Raw genomic sequence first — 22,237 nt, 5'->3', positions numbered from 1 at the left:
TCTGCCCCTTTTTTCGCTTTGGGGCTTTTGGGGGGGGGGGGGGGGGGGGGGGGGGGGGGGGAGGGCGGGGGGGGGGGGGGGGGGGGGGGGGGGGGGCTTTGTTCCCCCCCCTCCACAACGTCTTACGGGCTCGCGCGTCCCAAGGGATTCCGCGGCACACGGGATCCCGCGGCACACGGGGTCACGCAGCGCACGGGGTCACGCGAAGACGGCGAGGCTCTTGGCCTTGCCCCGCGACTCCTCCGCGAGGACCAGGAAGCGGCCCTCCGGGTCGAAGACGGCGACGGCGCCCGCACCCGCGTACTCCTCGGGCATGTCGATCCGAACGCCGTTGAGCAGCAGCCGGCCGCGCTTCTCGTCCACGTCCCAGCGCGGGAAGGCCCGGCCCGCGGCCTCGGCCACCGGCATCACGGTCAGCTCCTCCTGGAGCTGGTCGAGGGTCTTGGCCGAGTCCAGCTTGTACGGGCCGACGCGGGTGCGCCGCAGCGCGGTCAGGTGACCGCCGACGCCGAGGTCGGCGCCGAGGTCGCGGGCGATCGCCCTGATGTACGTCCCCGAGGAGCAGACGACCGAGACGACCAGGTCGAGGACGGGCGTGCCGTCCTCGGCGACGGCGTCGCGGACGTCGTACACCGTGAACGCGGAGATCTTCACGGGCCGGGCCGGGATCTCGAAGTCCTCGCCCTTGCGGGCACGCGCGTAGGAACGCTTGCCGTCGATCTTGATGGCGCTGACCTTCGACGGCACCTGCATGATGTCGCCGGACAGCTTGGCGATGCCCGCGTCGACGGCCTCGCGGCGGATCCCCGAGGCGTCGGCGGACGAGGTGATCTCGCCCTCGGCGTCATCGGTGATCGTGTTCTGCCCGAGGCGGATGGTGCCCAGGTACTCCTTCTCGGTCAGCGCCAGGTGGCCGAGGAGCTTGGTGGCGCGCTCGACCCCGAGCACGAGGACACCCGTCGCCATGGGGTCGAGGGTGCCGGCGTGCCCGACGCGGCGGGTCTTGGCGATCCCGCGCATCTTGGCCACCACGTCGTGCGAAGTGAAGCCGGACGGCTTGTCGACGATGACAAGGCCGTCCGGCGTTGTGGTGCTGCTCTTGCTCATGCGCGGGCGTCGCCGTCCGTCTCGTCCGTGGTGTCTGTGCCGTCGGCGTCGTCCTCGGGCTTCTTGTACGGGTCCGCGTCGCCCGCGAACTCGGCACCCGCGGAGACCTCCCGCACCTTGGCGTCCGACGACCGTGCCTTGTCGAGCAGGTCCTCGATGGCCCGCGCGTTGTCCGGCAGGGCGTCGGCGACGAAGGCGAGGGACGGCGTGAACTTCACGCCCGCGGCCTGCCCGACCGCCGACCGGAGCACGCCCTTGGCGCTCTCCAGGCCCGCGGCCGCTGCCGCGCGGTCCTCGTCGTCGCCGTAGACCGTGTAGAAGACCGTGGCCTCCCGCAGGTCACCGGTCACCCGGGTGTCCGTGATCGTCACGTGCGTGCCGAGCCGCGGGTCCTTGATCCCGCGCTGCAGCTTCTGAGCAACCACCTCTCGAATGAGGTCCGCCAGCCTTTTCGCCCGCGCGTTGTCGGCCACTGCTCCGTCTCCCTTATCCCCGGGCATTCCCTGGGCTTGTCTTGCTGTTCAATCATCGTCGCCGTGCAGCCGCCGCCGGACCGACAGCAGCTCCACTTCGGGCCGGGCGGCGACGAGGCGCTCGCACCGGTCCAGTACGTCCGTGAGATGGCCCGCGTCCCCGGACACCGACGCGAGGCCGATCTCGGCCCTCCGGTGCAGGTTCTGACCGCCCACTTCCGCCGCGCTCACTCCGTACTTGCGCTGGAGCTCGGCGACGATCGGGCGGACGACGGAGCGTTTCTCCTTCAGCGAATGTACGTCGCCGAGGAGCAGATCGAAGGACAGAGTCCCCACATACATGTGTGTCCGGATGTCCCGCCGGTACGGGATCGAGGCCCCGCCAACCGCTTGGCAGGGACATCAGAACCGTACACGGAACGGCCGGGGCCGATCGACGGGATTTTCCCCGTCGACCGGCCCCGACACTGACCACGCGGATCGGACTGCTGTGTGAGCAGTCGATCAGCCGCGCGGCTTCTCGCGCATCTCGTACGTCGCGATGACGTCGTCGATCTTGATGTCGTTGAAGTTTCCGAGGTTGATACCGCCCTCGAAGCCTTCGCGGATCTCGGTGACGTCGTCCTTGAAGCGGCGCAGGCCCACGATGTTGAGGCTCTCCGCGATGACCTTGCCATCGCGCAGCAGACGGGCCTTGGTGTTGCGCTTGACCTCACCGGAACGGATGAGGACACCCGCGATGTTGCCGAGCTTGGACGAGCGGAAGACCTCGCGGATCTCCGCGGTGCCGAGCTCGACCTCCTCGTACTCCGGCTTGAGCATGCCCTTGAGGGCCGCCTCGATCTCCTCGATGGCCTGGTAGATCACCGAGTAGTAGCGGACGTCGACGCCCTCGCGCTCCGCCATCTGCGCGGCACGGCCGGCCGCACGGACGTTGAAGCCGATGACGATGGCGTCGGAGCCCATCGCCAGGTCGATGTCGGACTCGGTGACCGCACCCACACCGCGGTGCAGGACGCGGATGTCCACCTCTTCGCCCACGTCGAGCTGGAGCAGCGAGCTCTCCAGGGCCTCGACGGAACCGGACGCGTCACCCTTGATGATGATGTTGAGGTCCTGGACCAGACCGGCCTTGAGCACCTGGTCGAGGTCCTCGAGGGACACCCGGCGGGTGCGCTTGGCGAACGCGGCGTTGCGCTCACGGGCGGCACGCTTCTCGGCGATCTGACGGGCCGTACGGTCCTCGTCGACGACCAGGAAGTTGTCGCCGGCGCCCGGGACGTTGGTGAGACCGAGCACGAGGACCGGAGTCGACGGGGTCGCCTCCTCCACGTTCTCGCCCTTGTCGTCGAGCATCGCGCGGACTCGGCCGTACGCGTCACCGGCGACCATCGTGTCGCCGACGCGGAGGGTACCGCGCTGGACGAGGACGGTCGCGACGGCGCCGCGGCCCTTGTCGAGGTGGGCCTCGATCGCGATGCCCTGTGCGTCCTGCTCCGGGTTGGCCCGCAGGTCGAGCGAGGCGTCCGCGGTCAGGACCACGGCCTCGAGCAGCTGCTCGATGTTCTCGCCCTTGCGCGCGGAGATGTCGACGAACATCGTGTCGCCGCCGTACTCCTCGGCCACCAGACCGAACTCGGTGAGCTGACCGCGCACCTTGGCCGGGTCGGCACCCTCGACGTCGATCTTGTTGACCGCGACCACGATCGGCACCTCGGCCGCCTTGGCGTGGTTCAGCGCCTCGATCGTCTGCGGCATCACACCGTCGTTGGCCGCGACCACGAGGATCGCGATGTCGGTGGACTTCGCACCACGGGCACGCATGGCGGTGAACGCCTCGTGACCGGGGGTGTCGATGAAGGTGATGGCGCGCTCTTCACCGTTGACCTCGGTGGCGACCTGGTACGCACCGATGTGCTGCGTAATACCGCCGGCCTCGCCCGCGACGACGTTCGTCTTGCGGATCGCGTCCAGAAGTCGGGTCTTACCGTGGTCGACGTGACCCATGACGGTCACGACCGGCGGACGGGAGACGAGCATCTCCTCGCCGCCCTCGTCCTCGCCGAACTCGATGGAGAACGACTCCAGGAGCTCGCGGTCCTCCTCCTCCGGGCTGACGATCTCCAGGACGAAGTTCATCTCGTCCGCGAGGAGCTTCAGCGTCTCGTCGGAGACGGACTGCGTGGCGGTGACCATCTCGCCGAGGTTCATCATCACGCCGACGAGCGAGGCCGGGTTCGCGTTGATCTTCTCCGCGAAGTCCGTCAGCGAGGCACCGCGCGACAGGCGGACGATCTGTCCGTTGCCGCGAGGCAGCATGACGCCGCCGACCGACGGGGCCTGCATGGCCTCGTACTCCTGGCGCCTCTGCCGCTTCGACTTGCGACCGCGACGGGCGGGCCCGCCGGGACGGCCGAACGCACCCTGCGTGCCACCGCGGGCACCGGGACCACCGGGACGACCGCCGAAGCCGGGACGACCGCCGAAGCCGCCGCCACCACCGGGACGACCGGCACCGCCGCCACCCGGACCGCCGGGACGACCGGCGAAGCCGCCGCCACCGCCGCCGGGACGACCCGCGAAGCCGCCGCCACCGGGACGACCGCCACCGCCGCCGCCACCCGGACGACCGCCGCCGCCGGGACCACGGCCACCACCGGGGCCACCGCCGGGACGCGGGCCCGCGGCGGGACGCTGCGGCATCATGCCCGGGTTCGGACGGTTACCGGCGGGACCGCCGCCGGGACGCGGAGCGCCGCCCTGCGGGCGGGGCATGCCGCCGGGGCTCGGACGGGCGCCGCCCTGACCCTGCGGACGGGGAGCGCCACCGGGGCCGCCCTGGCCGCCCTGCGGGCGCGGAGCGCCGCCGGGGCCACCGGGGCCGCCGCCGGGACGCGGGGCACCGCCGGGACGGGGCGCCTGCGGGCGCGCCATGCCGGTGGAACCACCGGAGGTGAAGGGGTTGTTGCCCGGACGCGGACCCGCGGGACGGGCACCGCCGGGACGCGGGGCACCACCCTGGCCGCCGGGGCGCGGAGCACCCTGACGGTCGCCGCGGTCACCGCGGTCGCCACGGTTCTGACCCTGACCACCCTGGCCCTGGCCCTGACCCTGACCCTGGCCGGGGGCCGGACGGCCACCGGGCTTCGGGGCACCCGGGCGAGCGCCCGGACGGGGGGCCTGCGGGGCCGCGGGGGCTGCCGGAGCGGCCGGCGCGGCGGGCGGAGCGGTGAACTCCGGGGCCGCGGGAGCCGGCGAGGCCGGCGCGGGCTTGGGGGCCGGCGGCTTCGGGCCGGGCGTCGGGCGCGGGCCCGGGGTCGCCGGCGAAGCAGCGGGCTTCTCGGCCGCGGCGGGCTTGGGCGCCGGCGGCTTGGGCGCGGCCGGACCCGGACGGGCGGCCTGCGCGGGGGATGCCGGCGCCGCGGGGGTCGCCGGCTTGGGGGCGGCCTGCTTGCGCGGCGCGCCGGGCTTGGCGGCGGACTTGCCGTTGCCGCCGCCCTGCTGGAATGCGTCAGTCAGTTTGCGTACCACCGGCGCCTCGATCGTCGAGGACGCCGAACGTACGAATTCACCGAGATCTTGGAGCTTGGCCATGACGACCTTGCTCTCTACTCCGAACTCCTTGGCGAGTTCGTATACCCGGACCTTAGCCACTTCGCTCCTTTTAGGTCCGGGTTACGCCGGACCGTCGCTACTTCATGGGCGTACTCATCGCGTGCTCATCGAGTGCTCATCGCAATCTCGACCTACTTCCAACTCGCGGAATACCAAGGCCGCACGGGGTTCCGTGCGACCACGTCTTACGTTGCTGCCGGCTGGTCAACCGCCTCGACGGCTCGGCGCACCGCCTCTGTGTCGAGCGGTCCCCGGGCTCGGAAGGCCCGCGGGAACGCCCGGCGGCGGACCGCCAGGTCCAGACAGGCCAGGGCGGGATGTACATACGCACCCCGGCCGGGCAGCGTACCGCTTGGATCGGGGACGCAGGCGTCCTCTTTCGCCACGATGCGCAGCAGATCACTCTTGGCCGCTCGCTCCCGGCACCCCACACAGGTGCGCTCAGGGCATGCGCGGGCATGCGTCCGGCCAGACACGCTTAAGTCTACCTCCCCGCACCGACCTCACCCCTTTGGGGCAACAATCGAACGGCTACTCGTCACATACTGTCGTGATCCCAGCGGTGGCCGCCCGGAATTTATTCCCCCGGACGGCCGCGCCGCAGGTCCGCTACTGGTCGGCGGGCTGCTCGGTGTCGGGCCTGATGTCGATGCGCCAGCCCGTGAGGCGGGCGGCCAGGCGGGCGTTCTGCCCCTCCTTGCCGATGGCGAGCGACAGCTGGTAGTCCGGCACGGTCACCCGGGCCGAGCGCGCGCCGAGGTCGACGATCTCGACCTTGCTGACGCGGGCCGGGGAGAGCGCGTGGGCGACCATCTCGGCCGGGTCGTCCGACCAGTCGACGATGTCGATCTTCTCACCGTTGAGCTCGCCCATCACGTTGCGCACGCGGCTGCCCATGGGGCCGATGCAGGCGCCCTTGGCGTTGAGCCCCGAGCGCGTCGAGCGGACCGCGATCTTGGTGCGGTGGCCGGCCTCGCGGGCGATGGCCGAGATCTCGACGGAACCGTCGGCGATCTCCGGGACCTCCAGCGCGAAGAGCTTCTTCACCAGGTTCGGGTGGGTGCGCGACAGCGTCACGGACGGGCCGCGGACGCCCTTCGCGACCCGGACCACGTACGAACGAAGGCGCAGCCCGTGCGGGTACTCCTCGCCGGGGACCTGCTCCTGCACCGGCAGGATGGCCTCCAGCTTGCCGATGTCGACCAGCACGTTCTTCGGGTCGCGGCCCTGCTGGACCACGCCGGTGACGATGTCGCCCTCGCGCCCGGCGTACTCGCCGAGCGTCACGTCGTCCTCGGCGTCGCGCAGGCGCTGCAGGATGACCTGCTTCGCCGTCGTCGCGGCGATGCGGCCGAAGTCGGAGGGGGTGTCGTCGAACTCCTTGGCCTCCTGGCCCTCTTCGAGGTCCGCCGGGTCCTCCGTCGCCCACACCGTCACGTGACCGCTGTCGCGGTCGAGCTTCACGCGGGCGCGGCGAAAGCTGCCGTCGGTGCGGTGGTAGGCGATGAGGAGGGCCGACTCGATCGCCTCGACGAGGAGGTCGAAGGAGATCTCCTTCTCCCGCACCAGACCCCGCAGGGCACTCATGTCGATGTCCACGGCTACGCCTCCTCTTCCTTCTTGTCCTTGCGGTTGAACTCGACCTGTACGCGCGCCTTGTCGATCTCGCCGAAGGCGAGGCGGCGGGAGGTGGGCTTGCGGCCCTTCACGCCGGGCACCTCGAGGTCGAGTCCTTCGTCGTCCACGGCGAGGATGCGGGCGGTCACTTCGTCGCCCTCGACCAGCTGGAACTTCACCAGGCGGTCCACGGCCCGCACGTAGTGGCGGTGCTCGGTCAGCGCGCGCTCGGCGCCGGGGGAACCGACCTCGAGGTCGTACTCCCCCTCGCCCATCGCGTCGGTCTCGTCGAGCTTCGCGGAGAGCACGCGGCTCACTTCCGCGATCTGGTCCAGATCCACGCCGTCCTCGGAGTCGATCACGACTCTCAGCACCCGCTTGCGTCCGACGGAGGCCACTTCGATCTCTTCGAGATCCAGTTCCTGCGAGGTGACGAGCGGTTCCAGTAGTTGCCGCAGCCTCTCGCTCTGGGTGGTGCTCATCCGGGTGACTCCTCGGCCGCGTGTGCTGTTGTGGATCGTCGTGTGTCAGGTCAAAGGGTATCCGGTCCGAAGGGGTGTTGCCGCCCACGCACAAGGAGGATGCGCCGCACTGTTCCGAGCCGCTCGCGGGTGCCGGGGCGGTCCGAAGGTACGGTGATCACCGGGCCCGTGCCCCTCGTTCCTCCCCGCGTCGCCTTCCGTTCCTGTCTCGCTCGCGCCTTTTGGCCTTCCTTCCGAGGACGTCTGCCGTGCCGTCGTATCTCACCGCCCCGCGGTCCCGACCGGGCCCGCGTCGAAGGAGTCTGCTCACCGGGGCCGCCGGCGTCGCCTCTGCGTCGCTGCTCGCGGGCTGCTCCGACTCCGCCGACCCGGCCGCCGACGAGCGTCCGTCCGCCGAGCGGCGCCTGCGCGCCGAGGCCGCGAAGGACAGCAGGCGCCTCCTCGGGCAGTACGAGGCCGTCCTCGCGGCGCACCCCTCGCTCGCCGGGCGGCTGCGGCCGCTGCGGGACGAGGTGCGCCGGCACGCGGAGGTGTTTGTGGACGACCGCGTCCCGCCGTCCGCCTCGACCGCCCCCTCCGCGTCGCGGTCGGCGTCGAAGCCCCCGCCCCCCGCCGGCACCCCGGCGCCCGTGGCCCCGGACCCCGAGAAGGCCCTGCGCGACCTCGCCAGGGCCGAGCGCGAGCTGGCCGACCGGCGGGGCGCCGCCCTGCTCGACGCGTCGGCCGAGCAGGGCAGACTGCTCGCCTCGGTGGCCGCCGCGGGCGCGGCCCACGCCTATCTGCTGACGGAGAAGGCCGCGAAGAGCGACCCGTCCGAGAAGAACGACGAAGAACGACAGGGAGGGTGACGAGTGAGCGACGAGAAGGCCTCCAAGGACGAGGAGCTGAAGGCCCTGCAGGCCGCCCTGGGCGCCGAGCACGCCGCCGTGTACGGCTACGGGGTCGTCGGCGGCCGCATCGGCGAGAAGCGCAGGGCCGAGGCACGCACGGCGTACGACGCGCACCGCGCCCGGCGCGACGAGCTGCAGCGCGCGGTGCGCGACCTCGGCGGGGAGCCGCAGTCCGCGGACGCCGCGTACTCGCTGCCGTTCCCGGTGCCGGACTCCGCCGCGGCCGAGCGGCTCGCCACGGAGCTGGAGGACCGGGTAGCGGGGGTCTACTCCGATCTCGTGCGCGCCTCGACGGACGCCCGGCGGGGCACCGCGGCCCGCGCGCTGCGGGAGGCGGCCGTCCGGGCGGCGCGCTGGCGCGGCGGGAGCGTAGCCTTCCCTGGGCTCGCGGAGCGGACGACACCCTCGTCGGCGGCAGCGACACCCAAGGCGTAACGCGCTCAGGAAGGGAACAACTCGCGCATGGCTTTCGAACCCCCGCAGCGCCTCGTCACCGCACTCGGCGAGACGGCGCGGGACGGCGACGACTGGCTGGAGAGGCTGCCCGAGGCAGTCGAGCAGGCCGTCGCTCTACGCGAGTTGACCGTCGAGCGGATGCACGTTCCCGGCGGCCGCAGCAGCGTCGTGCTGATGGTGCGCCAGGCCGACGGCACGCCCGCCGTGCTCAAGCTGGTGCCGCCCCGCTCGCGGCCGCGCAGCGAGCGTGTCGCGCTGGCCCACTGGAACGGGCTCGGCGCCGTGCGGCTGCTCGACCCCGAGGCCACCGACGGGGCGCTGCTCATCGAACGGCTGCACAGGGACGTGTCCGTGCGGTCGCTGCCGGAGGCCAAGGCGCTCCTGGAGGCCGCGGGCACGCTGCGCAAGCTCTGGGTGGCGCCGCCGACCGGGCACCGCTGCGAGACGGTCGCCGAGCGGACCGGGCGCCAGGCCGAGGCGATGCGCGCCTCCGCCGGGACGGACGCCGACCTCGCGCCGCTGGTGGACGCGGCCCTCGCGGCCCGCGACGAGCTGCTCGGCGGGGATCCCGCGGACGCGCCGCCGCGGCTGCTGCACGGCACGTTCCGGCAGAGCAAGGTGCTGGCCGGGGACCGGCTGCCGTGGCTGGCCGTCGGACCCGACCCGGTGGTCGGCGACACCGCGTTCGACCTGGCGCGGCTCGTCCGTGACCGGGTCGAGGACCTGATCGCTTCGCCGTCGGGCGCCTCGATCACGCGGCGGCGCGTGAAGAAGCTGGCGGAGGCCCTTGAGGTCGACCAGGAGCGGCTGCGCGGGTGGACGCTGTTCCGCGCCGTGGAGTCGGGTGCGCGGGCGCTGCGGGTGGGACGGCCGCAGGACGCGGAGCTCCTGCTGGAGTTCGCGGGCTGGCTGTAGGGCCGCTCGGTTCGGCATGCGCGAAGGGCGCACCCCGCGTACGGGGTGCGCCCTTCGCGTGCGTCCGTCAAGCGGTCAGGCGGGCGATCGCCTCGTCGACCGTGAGCTCCTCGCGCTCGCCCGTGCGGCGGTCCTTCAGCTCCACGACGCCCTCGGCGGAGCGGCGGCCCGCGACCAGGATCTGCGGGATGCCGATGAGCTCGGCGTCGGTGAACTTCACGCCCGGGGAGACCCCGGCCCGGTCGTCCACGAGGACGCGCGCGCCCGCGGCGCCCAGCTTCTCGGCGACCTCAAGGGCCAGCTCCGTCTGGAGGGCCTTGCCCGCGGCGACCACGTGGACGTCGGCGGGGGCGACCTCCTTGGGCCAGCACAGGCCCTTGTCGTCGGCGGTCTGCTCGGCGAGCGCCGCCACCGCGCGGGAGACGCCGATGCCGTACGAGCCCATGGTCACGCGGACCGGCTTGCCCTCCTTGCCGAGGACGTCGAGCTGGAAGGTGTCGGCGTACTTGCGGCCGAGCTGGAAGATGTGGCCGATCTCGATGGCGCGGTCCAGCTTGAGGCCGGCGCCGCAGGCGGGGCACGGGTCGCCCTCTTCGACGACGACGACGTCGAGGTAGTCGTCGACCTCGAAGTCACGGCCGCAGACGACGTTCTTGGCGTGCTTGTCCTGCTGGTTGGCGCCGGTGATCCAGGCCGTGCCGGGGGCGACGCGCGGGTCGGCGATGTAGCGGACCTTGTCCAGGCCCTGCGGGCCGACGTAGCCGCGCACGAGGTCCGCGCGGCCCTCGAAGTCCTCGGCGGTGACCAGCTCGACCTCGGCCGGGGCCAGGTGCTCGCCGAGCTTGCCGAGGTCGACCTCGCGGTCGCCGGGGACGCCGACGGCCACGATCTCGCCGTCCACCTTGACCAGGAGGTTCTTCAGGGTCGCGGAGGCCGGGACGCCGAGGTGCTCGGCAAGGGTCTCGATGGTCGGGGTGTCGGGGGTGTCCAGCTCCTCGACGGGGCCGTGCGCGGAGCCGTCGACGGGGGCGAGCTTGAAGGTCACGGCCTCGGTGTTGGCCGCGTAGTCGCAGGCGGGGCAGTCAACGAAGGTGTCCTCGCCGGCCGGGGCCGGGGCCAGGAACTCCTCGGACGCCGAGCCGCCCATGGCGCCGGAGATCGCGGAGACGATGCGGTGGTCGAGGCCCAGGCGCTCGAAGATCTTCTGGTAGGCGCCGCGGTGCAGCGCGTACGCCTCGGCGAGGCCCTCGTCCGTGGTGTCGAAGGAGTACGAGTCCTTCATCTGGAACTCGCGTCCGCGCAGCACGCCTGCGCGCGGGCGGGCCTCGTCGCGGTACTTCGTCTGGATCTGGTAGAGGATCACGGGCAGGTCCTTGTAGGACGCGCACTGGTCCTTGACGACCTGGGTGAAGATCTCCTCGTGGGTGGGGCCGAGGAGGTAGTCGGCGCCCTTCCTGTCCTTGAGGCGGAAGAGCAGGTCGCCGTACTCCTCGTAGCGGCCGGACGCCTCGTAGGGCTCCTTGGGGAGCAGGGCGGGGAGCAGTACCTCCTGGCCGCCGATGGCGTCCATCTCCTCGCGTACGACGCGGGCGACGTTCTCGTAGACCTTCTTGCCCAGCGGCAGCCAGCTCCAGATGCCGGCGGCGGTACGGCGGACGTAGCCGGCCCGGACGAGCAGCTTGTGGTTGAGCGTCTCGGCGTCCGCCGGGTCGTCGCGCAGTGTCTTGACCATCAACCGGGACATGCGCTGGACCTGGGCCATGATTCTTAACTCCTGCTGACGGGGGTCCCCCCTGCGCGGGCGGAGCCCGGAGCCTGGGAGAGGGTCGATGTCCAGGAGGTTAGCCGGGGCGCGGGTGCGGGCGGAAATCGGTTCCGGGTCAGGAACGTCCGGTCGGCGGCGGCAGGGGCAGCGGGGCGCCCATCACGGCGTACGGCATCTGGGCGCTCGGGAACAGGACGCGGCGGGCGAGGTCCTCGTACCCGAGGGAGCGGTAGAGGCCGCGGGCCGGGCTCTCGACGTCGATCGCGGAAAGGATCGAGCGCTGCTCGGGCACGCCCTCGGTGATGGTGGTGATGAGCGTGCGGCCGATGCCGCGGTTCTGGTAGCCGGGGTGCACGTGCAGCTCGGTGATGACGAACGAGTCGTCGAGCCAGCCGTCCAGGTCCTGGCTGCGCAGATACGGCTCGACGACCGTCGACCACCAGTGGTGGCGGCTGTTGGGCATGCCGTAGACGAAGCCGACGAGCCGGTCGTCCCGGGTGGTCGCGCCGAACGCGCGGGCGGCGGGATAGGTGAGGTGGCGCAGCACGATCTGCCGTCGGACGGCCACTTCTTCCTCGCTCAGGCCGAAGGCGTGGGCCTGGACCCGCAGCGCCTCGTCCACGCGCGCGGCGAGATCGAGCGGACCGATCACGACATCGTCTGTCATGGGGCGACCCTACTTCGCACCGGTCCCGTTCAGAACAGGACGCTCATGAACGCTCCGACCTCCTGGAAGCCCACCCTGCGGTACGCCGCTCTGGCGGCGGTGTTGAAGTCGTTGACGTACAGGCTGGCGACGGGGGCGATGTCCGCGAGGGCGTAGCGCAGGACGGCGGCCATGCCGGGGGCGGCGAGGCCGCGGCCCCGGTACTCGGGGGCGACCCAGACGCCCTGGATCTGGCAGGCCCGTGACGTCGCGGCGCCGATCTCGGCCTTGAAGACGACCTTGCCGTCCTGGTCGAGGCGGGCGAAGGAACGTCCGGAGCCGACGAGTTCGGCGACGCGGGCCTGGTAGAGCAGTCCGCCGTCGCCCGCCATCGGGGAGACGCCGACCTCCTCGGTGAACATCGCCACGCACGCCGGCATGATCGTCTCCATCTCGTCCTTGCGGACACGACGGACGTACGGGTCGGGGACGATGTCGTCGGGGAGCCGGTCGGTGACCATCAGGGGCTGCTGGGAGCGGACCTCGCGGGCGGGGCCCCAGGACGGTTCGAGCAGGCGCCAGAGCTGGGCCGTGGAGGCCGCGGGACCGACGATGGAGGAACAGCGGCGGCCCGCCCTGCGGGCCCGGTCGGCGAAGCCTCGGACGGCTCGCGGGGTCGCGCAGATGGGGACGAGGTTGGCGCCCGCGTAGCAGAGGGACTCCAGCATGCCGTGCTCGTACCAGCCCCACATCTCGCCGCCGAGGCGCCAGGGGTCGAGGCCCGCCACCTGGACGCGGGCGGTCACGAAGGCGTTCGCGACCGGCTCGCGGTCGAGCACGGCGAGCGCGGCGTCGAGGTCACTCGGTTCGAGGACCCTGGTGGTGGTCTGAGTCAACACGTGCGGGGGCCTCACCATACGGTCTGCTGATCTCCGCACTGTACCTGCCGGGGGCGCCTCGTGCGGGGGCGCCTTTTCTCCGCTCCCGTTCGGGGAGGTCCGGCGGCCTTCCGCCGGGTGGGGGCGGGCGTCTCTTCGCCGCTTCGCGGCCGGGTCTCACCCACGCGCCCGGCCGTCTGCCACGCGCCGTCGCGTGGGCGCGGGGACAGGGAGAACCCCGCGACGGGACATGGGTGTGCCCCGCCGCTCCGGGAGCCGCGGGGCACCTGGTGGGGCGTGCGGGTCAGCCCGCTACCGAGATCGTCGGCTCGCCGGAGGCCACGCCGTCCTTCTCCATCTGCTCGGCGATCTTCATCGCCTCGTCGATGAGGGTCTCCACGATCTTGGACTCGGGGACGGTCTTGATGACCTCGCCCTTGACGAAGATCTGGCCCTTGCCGTTGCCGGAGGCAACGCCGAGGTCGGCCTCGCGGGCCTCGCCCGGGCCGTTCACGACGCAGCCCATGACGGCGACGCGGAGCGGGACCTCCATGCCGTCCAGACCCGCGGTGACCTCTTCGGCCAGCTTGTAGACGTCGACCTGGGCACGGCCGCAGGAGGGGCAGGAGACGATCTCCAGGCGGCGCTGGCGGAGGTTGAGGGACTCCAGGATCTGGATGCCGACCTTGATCTCCTCGGCGGGCGGCGCCGAGAGGGAGACGCGGATCGTGTCGCCGATGCCCTCGGAGAGCAGCGCGCCGAAGGCGACCGCCGACTTGATGGTGCCCTGGAAGGCAGGGCCCGCCTCGGTCACGCCGAGGTGCAGCGGGTAGTCGCTCTGGGCGGCGAGCTGGCGGTAGGCGTTGACCATGATGACCGGGTCGTTGTGCTTGACCGAGATCTTGATGTCGCGGAAGCCGTGCTCCTCGAAGAGGGACGCCTCCCACAGGGCCGACTCGACGAGGGCCTCGGGGGTCGCCTTGCCGTACTTCTTCAGGAGGCGGGCGTCCAGGGAGCCGGCGTTGACGCCGATGCGGATCGGCGTGCCCGCGTCCTGGGCGGCCTTCGCGATCTCCTTGACCTTGTCGTCGAACTGCTTGATGTTGCCGGGGTTGACCCGGACCGCCGCGCAGCCCGCGTCGATCGCGGCGAAGACGTACTTCGGCTGGAAGTGGATGTCGGCGATCACCGGGATCTGCGACTTGCGCGCGATCGTGGCGAGCGCGTCCGCGTCGTCCTGCGTGGGGCACGCCACCCGCACGATCTGACAGCCCGACGCGGTCAGCTCGGCGATCTGCTGCAGCGTCGCCCCGATGTCGGACGTACGCGTCGTCGTCATCGACTGGACCGAGACCGGAGCGTCCCCGCCCACGGCCACCGTCCCGACCTGGATCTTGCGGCTGACCCTTCGGTCGGCGAGCTTGGTCGGAACGGACGGGATTCCGAGCGATACGGCAGTCATCTGGCGAGCATCCCCAAGAGTGTGGATCACAGAGTCGAGTCTGGGGCCCGAGATCGGCGGGACCCGGTTTCGAGATTACGGCACCCCACAGGGCACGGGCACATCACCTCCGGAAGTCCACTCAATGGTGGGCGGCCCGACACACAAGGTGCCGGGCCGCCGCAAAATCCTCGGAATCAGGAGATTCTCACCGGATTCACCACGTCCGCGATGAGCACCAGGATCGTGAAGCAGATGAAGATCCCCGCCACCACGTAGGCGACCGGCATCAGCTTGGCGACGTCGAACGGGCCCGGGTCGGGGCGGCGCAGGACCTTCGCCGCGTTGCGGCGCACGGACTCCCACAGGGCGCCCGCGATGTGGCCGCCGTCCAGCGGGAGCAGCGGCAGCATGTTGAAGAGGAAGAGCGAGAGGTTGAAGCCCGCGATGAGGAACAGCATCATCGCGATCTGGTTCTGCGGCGGGATGTCCAGGGTGAACACGTCGCCGCCGACGCGGGCCGCGCCGACCACGCCCATCGGGGAGTCCTGCTTGCGCTCGCCGTCACCGAACGCCGCGTTCCACAGGTCGGGGATCTTGGAGGGCAGCGCGATGATCGACTCGACGCCGTTCTCCATCATGTCGCCCATGCGGTCGACGGAGTCGCCGAAGGACTGCTGCACGATGCCGGTGGCGGGGGTGAAGCCGAGGAAGCCCGCGTCGACGTACTTGCCCTCCACGTAGGCGCCGTCGCCGTCGGTCTTGGTGACCTGGTTCTTGATGAGGGTGGCGTGCAGGTCGACCTGCTTGCCGTCGCGGTCGACCGTGATGGTGGCCGGGCCGATGGTCTCGCGGATCTTGGACTGGAGCGCGGACCAGTCGTCGACGGACTGCCCCTGGAAGGCGACGATCTTGTCACCAGGCTTCAGGCCCGCCGCCTTGGCGGGCGCGGCCTTGTCGCCGGCCTCGCACTTGGCGCGGTTCTCGCTCTGCTGGATGACGCAGTCCGAGACCTTGCTCACCTGGGTCGTCTGGCTGCTGATGCCGAACGTCATCATCACGCCGAGGAAGATCGCCACGGCGAGGATCAGGTTCATGAAGGGGCCCGCGAACATCACGATCACGCGCTTCCAGGGCTTGCGCGTGTAGAAGAGGCGGCTCTCGTCGCCGGGCTCGAGCTCCTCGAAGGCCGCCGAGCGGGCGTCCTCGATCATGCCGCGCCACGGGGACGTCGACCGTGCCTCGATGCGGCCGTCGGCGCCCGGCGGGAACATGCCGATCATGCGGATGTAGCCGCCGAGGGGGATCGCCTTGACTCCGTACTCGGTGTCGCCCTTCTTGCGCGAGAAGATGGTCGGGCCGAAGCCGACCATGTACTGCGGCACGCGGATGCCGAACATCTTGGCGGTCGACAGGTGCCCCAGCTCGTGCCAGGCGATCGAGAAGAGCAGCCCGATCACGAAGACGACTATCCCGAGGATCATCATCAAGGTCGTCATGCACGAGCCTCCGCGGTCGTCTTTGCTGCCAGTTCACGTGCCCGAGCACGTGCCCAGGTCTCCGCTTCGAGGACGTCGTCGACGGTCAGGGAGGTTCCCGACCCGCCGCCCGCGGGGGCGCCGTGTTCCTCGACGGTCCTCGTCACGGTCTCCATGATGCCGTTGAAGGGCAGCGCGCCCTTCAGGAACGCGTCCACGCACTCCTCATTGGCGGCATTGAACACTGCCGGAGCCGTGCCCGCGAGCTCCCCCACGTGCCGGGCGAGGCCGACCGACGGGAACGCGTCGTTGTCCAGGGGGAAGAACTCCCAGCTCGACGCCTTGGTCCAGTCGAAGGCGGGCGCCGCGTCCGGCACGCGCTCGGGCCAGCCGATGCCGATGGCGATCGGCCCCCGCATGTCGGGCGGGGTCGCCTGGGCGAGGGTCGAACCGTCGGTGAACTCCACCATGGAGTGCACGTACGACTGGGGGTGGACGACGACCTCGATGCGGTCGAAGGGGATGTCGTAGAGGAGGTGCGCCTCGATGACCTCCAGGCCCTTGTTGACCAGCGTCGCGGAGTTGACGGTGATGACCGGGCCCATGGCCCAGGTCGGGTGCGCCAGCGCCTCCTCGGGGGTGACGTTCGCCAGATCGGCCTTCGTACGTCCCCGGAAGGGGCCGCCGGAGGCGGTGACGACGAGCTTGCGCACGTCCGCGCGCGTGCCGGCGGCCAGCGCCTGGAAGAGGGCCGCGTGCTCGGAGTCGACCGGGATGATCTGGCCGGGCTGGGCGAGCGCCTTCACCAGGGGGCCGCCGACGATGAGGGATTCCTTGTTGGCGAGCGCGAGGGTGCGGCCCGCCTTCAGGGCGGCGAGCGTCGGCGCGAGACCGATGGAGCCGGTGATGCCGTTGAGGACCGTGTGGCAGTCGGAGGCGGCGAGCCGCGTCGCCGCGTCGGGACCGGCCAGGATCTCGGGCAGCGGCTCCCCCGCCGCGTACCGCGCCCCAAGTGCCTCGCGCAGCGCCGGTACGGCGTCCTCGCGGGCGACCGCCACGGCCTTCACCCGCAGCCGGTGTGCCTGCTCGGCGAGGAGGCCGACGCGGCCGCCCGCGGCGGAGAGCGCCGTGACGCGGAAGCGGTCGGGGTTGCGCAGGACGAGGTCGATGGCCTGGGTGCCGATCGAGCCCGTGGCGCCGAGGACCACGATGTCCCGGGGCCCGGCCCCGTCCGTGACGGAGACGGGGTCGAAGACGAGATGCGGGTCGGCGAGGGGGGATGGGCTGTCGCTCATCCCCCTATTGTGGCCGCACCGCGCGCCGGGTCCGACAGGGCGTGCCCGGTCGGGGCGTCCGTGGCGCACGGCGGGGTCACCGCTTCGTGCGGCGGGTGCCCGCGGAGCCGTCGCCGGACTTCCGCGCCGGCGCCTCGAAGTCGCCTTCGAGGACACCCTCCGCGGTGTCGACGGTCGGGGCGCTGAAGTGCAGTTGGCCGGTGTTCTGCCGGGCCTGAAGGCCCTTGGCGCTGATCTCCACGGCGTCCTGTTCGAGCTGTTCGCGCTGTTCCACCTGGACCTCCAGGTGGAACAGGTAGCCGACCGACTCCTCCTTGATGGCGTCCATCATCGCGCCGAACATCTCGAAGCCCTCGCGCTGGAATTCGAAGAGGGGGTCCCTGCCGAGGTAGGAGCGCATCCAGATGCCCTCCTGGAGGTAGTCCATCTCATAGAGGTGCTCGCGCCACTTGCGGTCCAGGACGGAGAGCACCACGCGGCGCTCCAGTTCGCGCAGGGCGTCCTCGCCGAGGGCGCTCTCGCGCTCCGCGTACCGCTCGTGGACGTCGTCGATCAGGGCCTCGCCGATCTGCTCGGCGGTCAGGTCCGCGCGCCCGCCGGCCGCCTCGTCGAGCTCCTCGGCGGTGACGCGTACGGGGCAGAGCTGGCGGCAGGCGCTCCAGAGCCGTTCCAGGTCCCACTCCTCGGCGAAGCCCTCGGCGGTCGCGGCGCCGACGTACGCCTCCACCGTGTCGTCCATGAAGTGGTGGATCTGCCCGCGGAGGTTCTCGCCCTCAAGGACCCGGCGGCGCTCGGCGTAGATGAGGCCGCGCTGGCGGTTGAGGACCTCGTCGTACTTGAGGACGTTCTTGCGGGTCTCGAAGTGCTGCTGCTCGACCTGGGACTGGGCGGAGGCGATGGCGCGGGTGACCATCTTGTTCTCGATGGGGACGTCGTCGGGGACGTTGGCCATGAGCATGACCCGCTCGACCAGTTCCGCGCGGAACAGCCGCATCAGGTCGTCGCCGAGCGAGAGGTAGAACCGGGACTGGCCCGGGTCGCCCTGGCGGCCGCTGCGGCCGCGCAGCTGGTTGTCGATGCGGCGCGACTCGTGCCGCTCGGTGCCGAGCACGTAGAGGCCGCCCAGCTCCCTGACCTCGTCGTGCTCCGCCGCGGCCGCCGCCTCGCTGCGCTCCAGGGCCGCGCTGTACCCGTCCGGGTCGTCCTCCGGGGTGACGCCGTTCGCGCGGAGCTCGGCCTCGGCCATCGCCTCGGGGTTGCCGCCCAGCATGATGTCGGTGCCGCGGCCCGCCATGTTCGTGGCGACGGTGACGGCGCCCTTGCGGCCGGCCTGCGCGACGATCTGCGCCTCGCGCAGGTGGTTCTTGGCGTTGAGGACCTCGTGCCGGATACCGCGCTTGGCGAGCAGGGCGGAGAGGTGCTCGGACTTCTCCACGGAGACGGTGCCGACGAGGATCGGCTGGCCGGTGCGGTGCCGTTCGATGATGTCGGTGACGACCGCGTCGAACTTCACGGATTCGTCGCGGTAGATGACGTCGGGCCGGTCGGCGCGGACCATCGGTTTGTTGGTGGGGATGGGCACCACGTGGAGCTGGTAGATCTGGTGGAACTCGGCGGCCTCGGTCATGGCCGTGCCGGTCATTCCGGAGAGCTTTTCGTAGAGGCGGAAGAAATTCTGCAGGGTGATCGTGGCGAGCGTCTGGTTCTCGTCCTTGATCGTGACGCCTTCCTTCGCCTCGATGGCCTGGTGGACGCCTTCGTTGTAGCGGCGCCCGGCGAGAATGCGGCCGGTGTGCTCGTCGACGATCAGGACCTCGCCGTCGGTGACGACGTAGTCCTTGTCCTTCTTGAAGTGTTCCTTCGCCTTGAGGGCGTTGTTCAGCTGGCCTATGAGGGACGTGTGGGCCGAGTCGTAGAAGTTGTCGATGCCGAGCTGGTTCTCCAGGAATTCCACGCCGTTGTCGAGGACGGCGACGGTGCGTTTCTTGGGGTCGTACTCGTAGTCGTACGCGGCCCGCAGTTCGCTCAGTTCGAGCTTGCGCTGCGGGGTCGTGAACTTCTCCTCCTGGATCGCGATGCCCCGCATGCCGCGCACGGCCCGGGCGAAGAATCCGTACCAGTGCGTCGGCTGGTCGGCCGGGCCGGAGATGATCAGCGGCGTGCGGGCCTCGTCGATGAGGATGGAGTCCGCCTCGTCGACGATCGCGAAGTGGTGTCCGCGCTGCACCAGCTCGCCCTTCGACCAGGCCATGTTGTCGCGCAGGTAGTCGAAGCCGAATTCGTTGTTGGTGCCGTACGTGATGTCGCAGGCGTAGGCGGCACGGCGTTCGTCGGGGGTCATCTCGGCCCTGATCACGCCGACGCTCAGGCCGAGGAAGCGGTAGGCGCGGCCCATCCACCGGGCGTCGCGCGCGGCCAGATAGTCGTTGACGGTGACGAGATGGACGCCCTTGCCGGTCAGGGCGTTCAGATAGACGGGGAGCGTGGCCGACAGGGTTTTGCCCTCGCCCGTCTGCATTTCGGCGATGTTGCCGAGGTGGAGGGCTGCGCCACCCATCACCTGAACGTCGAAGTGGCGCATGCCGAGGGTGCGCCGGGCGGCCTCGCGCACGGTGGCGAAGGCCTCGGGCAGCAGGTCGTCGAGGCTCTCCCCTTCGGCGTACCGCTCCCGGTACTCGTCGGTCAGGGAACGCAGTTCGAGGTCGGAGAGCTGCTCGATGTCGGCCTCGACGGAATTGACCTGGTCCCTGATGCGTTCGAGGCGGCGCAGCATTCTGCCCTCGCCCGCGCGCATGATTTTCCCGGTGAGGCGTTCCAGTTTGAGGACGGACAAGGTGATCCCCTCCTGGCTCGCCGGCCGGTCCGCTCATTGTGGGCAGGGCCGAATATCGAGAGCAAGCAGCGGGGGTGCGGGTGCGACGGAATGCGGTGGGTGCGCCGGGATTCGGCGCATGGGGTGGGCACGCCGACCGGTCGGGCGGCTTGCCGGGCCGGTGCGGGCAGGCCGCTCCCCCGCCCCGTCGACGGTGCGCTCCCGGCCCTGTGCGGGCGGGCGACGGGCGCCGACGGGGCGGGGGGCACGGAGGTCACCCCTCCTTGATCACCCTGCGCACGTCGGGGCGCGGCGTCTCGGGCAGTTGGGTGGCCGCGATCCACGGTCCGTCCCCGGAGGGGTCGACGACGCCCGACTCCAGCCAGGTGTACGTCCCCGAGAGGACGCCCTTGACCACCTTGCGGTCCAGGTCGTCGGTGTTGGTCCACAGCCGGTCGAAGAGTTCGTCGGTGCGGATGCGGGACTGGCGGCAGAAGGCGTCGGCCAGCTGGTACGCCTCGCGGCCGTACTCCTCGGTGGTGCGCAGGAGTTCGGCGCGCACGCACGCCGCGCTCATCGCGAAGAGCTCGGCGCCGATGTCGACGACCCGGCCGAGGAAGCCCTGCTTGGTCTCCATCTTCCCCTGCCAGCGGGACATGGCGTAGAAGGTGGAGCGGGCCAGCTTGCGGGCGCCGCGCTCGACGTAGCGCAGATGGCCGGAGAGGTCCACGTGGCCCGCGGGGTGGAACTCGGCGTAGGAGCGCGGGAGCTGGCCGGGCCCCGTGACCAGCTTGGGCAGCCACCGGGCGTAGAAGCCGCCGGCCCGCGCGCCTGCCCGTGCCTTGTCGGACAGGTTCTTGTCGGGGTCGATGAGGTCGCCCGCGACCTTGAGGTGGGCGTCCACGGCCTCCCGGGCGATCAGCAGGTGCATGATCTCGGTGGAGCCCTCGAAGATGCGGTTGATGCGCAGGTCGCGCAGGACCTGTTCGGCGGGGACGGCGCGTTCGCCGCGGGCCGCGAGGGACTCGGCGGTCTCGAAGCCCCGGCCGCCGCGGATCTGGACGAGCTCGTCGGCCATCAGCCAGGCCATCTCGGAGCCGTACAGCTTGGCGAGGGCCGCCTCGATGCGGATGTCGTTGCGGTCCTCGTCGGCCATCTGCGAGGAGAGGTCCAGGACGGCTTCGAGCGCGAAGGTCGTCGCCGCGATGAAGGAGATCTTCGCGCCCACGGCCTCGTGGTGGGCGACCGGCTTGCCCCACTGCTCCCGCACGCCCGACCACTCGCGGGCGATCTTCAGACACCACTTGCCGGCACCCACGCACATCGCGGGCAGCGAGAGCCGGCCGGTGTTGAGCGTGGTCAGGGCGATCTTGAGGCCCGCGCCCTCGGGGCCGATGCGGTTCGCGGCGGGGACGCGGACCCGGTGGAAGCGGGTGACGCCGTTCTCCAGGCCGCGCAGCCCCATGAAGGCGTTGCGGTTCTCGACGGTGATGCCGTCGGAGGCCGCCTCGACGACGAAGGCCGTGATGCCGCCCTTGTGGCCCTCGGACTTCGGCACCCGCGCCATGACGACGAGCAGGTCCGCGACCACGCCGTTGGTGGTCCACAGCTTCACGCCGTCCAGCACGTAGGCGTCCCCGTCCGGGACGGCCGACATCGCCATGCGCGCCGGGTCCGAACCGACATCGGGCTCGGTCAGCAGGAACGCGCTGATGTCGGTGCGGGCACACCGCGGCAGGAAGACGTCCTTCTGCTCCTGGGTGCCGAAGATCTTCAGGGGCTGCGGTACGCCGATCGACTGGTGCGCGGAGAGCAGTGCGCCGATCGCGGGGTTCGCCGAGCCGGCGAGGGCGAGGGCCTTGTTGTAGTAGACCTGCGTGAGACCGAGCCCGCCGTACTTCGTGTCGATCTTCATGCCGAGCGCGCCGATCTCCTTGAGGCCCTGGATCACCTCGTCGGGGATCTTCGCCTCGCGCTCGATGCGGGCCGAGTCGATCTTCGTCTCGCAGAAGTCGCGGAGCTTGGCGAGGAACTCCTCGCCGCGCTGTGCGTCCTCACCGGGCGGCAGCGGGTGCGGGTGGATCAGGTCGAGCCTGAACCGGCCGAGGAAGAGTTCCTTGGCGAAGCTGGGCTTGCGCCAGTCCTGCTCGCGGGCGGCCTCGGCGACCTGCCGGGCCTCGCGTTCGCTCACGGACGGTTTCGGGGTTGGTGCGGTCATGAGGAGCTCACCTCGCCGCGCGTCGGGGCCCGCCGGACCCCTTGGTCCGATCTTGACCCGGTCGGTTACTGACTGGTGCTACTGGATCGTTGGTACCCCATTCGTCCGGCACCTACCAGTCCTCGCGCAGCGTTGGGTACGAGAACGGC

At 71.1% G+C, this 22,237-nt stretch carries 18 protein-coding genes; 3 read left to right on the top strand and 15 right to left on the bottom strand.

What is annotated here, in order from left to right; translation table 11 throughout:
- Window positions 1-198: 198 nt before the first annotated feature.
- From truB to rimP, 7 genes are all read right to left on the bottom strand, one after another.
- Window positions 199-1,107, bottom strand: a complete 909-nt coding sequence (gene truB, locus ACZ592_RS37255) for a tRNA pseudouridine(55) synthase TruB (RefSeq protein ID WP_471586180.1) — start codon at window positions 1,105-1,107, stop codon at window positions 199-201.
- Window positions 1,104-1,580 (bottom strand): 30S ribosome-binding factor RbfA, encoded by a 477-nt coding sequence (gene rbfA, locus ACZ592_RS37250; protein ID WP_471586179.1) that lies wholly within the window; start codon window positions 1,578-1,580, stop codon window positions 1,104-1,106. Before rbfA ends, truB begins: the two co-directional genes overlap by 4 nt.
- A gap of 48 nt (window positions 1,581-1,628) precedes the next feature.
- The gene (locus ACZ592_RS37245; RefSeq protein ID WP_471586178.1) at window positions 1,629-1,922 is read right to left on the bottom strand and encodes a DUF503 domain-containing protein; all 294 of its coding nucleotides are present in this window, start codon (window positions 1,920-1,922) and stop codon (window positions 1,629-1,631) included.
- Between the two features lie 162 nt (window positions 1,923-2,084).
- The gene (gene infB / locus ACZ592_RS37240; RefSeq protein ID WP_471586177.1) at window positions 2,085-5,234 is read right to left on the bottom strand and encodes a translation initiation factor IF-2; all 3,150 of its coding nucleotides are present in this window, start codon (window positions 5,232-5,234) and stop codon (window positions 2,085-2,087) included.
- A 146-nt stretch (window positions 5,235-5,380) separates the two neighbouring features.
- Window positions 5,381-5,671 carry a YlxR family protein gene (locus ACZ592_RS37235; RefSeq protein WP_471586176.1) on the bottom strand — a complete coding sequence of 97 codons (291 nt, stop codon included), beginning with the start codon at window positions 5,669-5,671 and terminating at the stop codon, window positions 5,381-5,383.
- Window positions 5,672-5,804: 133 nt separating this feature from the next.
- Window positions 5,805-6,794, bottom strand: a complete 990-nt coding sequence (nusA, locus tag ACZ592_RS37230; protein WP_471586175.1) for a transcription termination factor NusA — start codon at window positions 6,792-6,794, stop codon at window positions 5,805-5,807.
- 2 nt (window positions 6,795-6,796) lie between these two features.
- Window positions 6,797-7,294 (bottom strand): ribosome maturation factor RimP, encoded by a 498-nt coding sequence (rimP, locus tag ACZ592_RS37225; protein WP_471586174.1) that lies wholly within the window; start codon window positions 7,292-7,294, stop codon window positions 6,797-6,799.
- Window positions 7,295-7,542: 248 nt separating this feature from the next.
- On the opposite strand from rimP, the gene ACZ592_RS37220 reads away from it, so the two are divergent.
- From ACZ592_RS37220 to ACZ592_RS37210, 3 genes are read left to right on the top strand one after another with little or no spacing between them, the layout of a single operon-like run.
- A complete protein-coding gene (locus tag ACZ592_RS37220; RefSeq protein WP_471586173.1) occupies window positions 7,543-8,142 on the top strand; it encodes a hypothetical protein in 600 nt (199 codons plus the stop codon).
- A gap of 3 nt (window positions 8,143-8,145) precedes the next feature.
- Window positions 8,146-8,619: a ferritin-like domain-containing protein gene (locus tag ACZ592_RS37215; protein ID WP_471586172.1), complete on the top strand. Its 474-nt coding sequence runs from the start codon at window positions 8,146-8,148 to the stop codon at window positions 8,617-8,619.
- 27 nt (window positions 8,620-8,646) lie between these two features.
- Window positions 8,647-9,555 (top strand): aminoglycoside phosphotransferase family protein, encoded by a 909-nt coding sequence (locus ACZ592_RS37210; protein ID WP_471586171.1) that lies wholly within the window; start codon window positions 8,647-8,649, stop codon window positions 9,553-9,555.
- A 67-nt stretch (window positions 9,556-9,622) separates the two neighbouring features.
- On the opposite strand, the gene ACZ592_RS37205 is transcribed toward ACZ592_RS37210, so the two are convergent.
- The 8 genes from ACZ592_RS37205 to ACZ592_RS37170 form a co-directional block, all read right to left on the bottom strand.
- Window positions 9,623-11,317 (bottom strand): proline--tRNA ligase, encoded by a 1,695-nt coding sequence (locus ACZ592_RS37205; protein ID WP_471586170.1) that lies wholly within the window; start codon window positions 11,315-11,317, stop codon window positions 9,623-9,625.
- Between the two features lie 118 nt (window positions 11,318-11,435).
- Complete coding sequence (locus ACZ592_RS37200) at window positions 11,436-11,987, bottom strand: GNAT family N-acetyltransferase (protein ID WP_471586169.1); 552 nt, start codon at window positions 11,985-11,987, stop codon at window positions 11,436-11,438.
- A 29-nt stretch (window positions 11,988-12,016) separates the two neighbouring features.
- A complete protein-coding gene (locus ACZ592_RS37195) occupies window positions 12,017-12,865 on the bottom strand; it encodes a GNAT family N-acetyltransferase (protein WP_471586168.1) in 849 nt (282 codons plus the stop codon).
- A gap of 283 nt (window positions 12,866-13,148) precedes the next feature.
- A complete protein-coding gene (gene ispG, locus ACZ592_RS37190) occupies window positions 13,149-14,306 on the bottom strand; it encodes a flavodoxin-dependent (E)-4-hydroxy-3-methylbut-2-enyl-diphosphate synthase (protein ID WP_471586167.1) in 1,158 nt (385 codons plus the stop codon).
- A gap of 176 nt (window positions 14,307-14,482) precedes the next feature.
- Window positions 14,483-15,784: a M50 family metallopeptidase gene (locus tag ACZ592_RS37185; RefSeq protein ID WP_471586166.1), complete on the bottom strand. Its 1,302-nt coding sequence runs from the start codon at window positions 15,782-15,784 to the stop codon at window positions 14,483-14,485.
- A complete protein-coding gene (dxr, locus tag ACZ592_RS37180) occupies window positions 15,781-17,058 on the bottom strand; it encodes a 1-deoxy-D-xylulose-5-phosphate reductoisomerase (RefSeq protein ID WP_471586165.1) in 1,278 nt (425 codons plus the stop codon). Before dxr ends, ACZ592_RS37185 begins: the two co-directional genes overlap by 4 nt.
- Before the next feature lie 76 nt (window positions 17,059-17,134).
- A complete protein-coding gene (secA, locus tag ACZ592_RS37175) occupies window positions 17,135-19,852 on the bottom strand; it encodes a preprotein translocase subunit SecA (RefSeq protein WP_471586198.1) in 2,718 nt (905 codons plus the stop codon).
- A 292-nt stretch (window positions 19,853-20,144) separates the two neighbouring features.
- Window positions 20,145-22,088, bottom strand: coding sequence for an acyl-CoA dehydrogenase family protein (locus ACZ592_RS37170; protein WP_471586164.1), 1,944 nt, complete (start codon window positions 22,086-22,088; stop codon window positions 20,145-20,147).
- Between the last annotated feature and the right edge of the window lie 149 nt (window positions 22,089-22,237).

The sequence above is a fragment of the Streptomyces sp. NPDC040622 genome, from assembly GCF_055593965.1.
The sequence above is the reverse complement of the archived record's forward strand: the minus strand, read 5'-3'. Positions and strand labels throughout refer to the sequence as shown.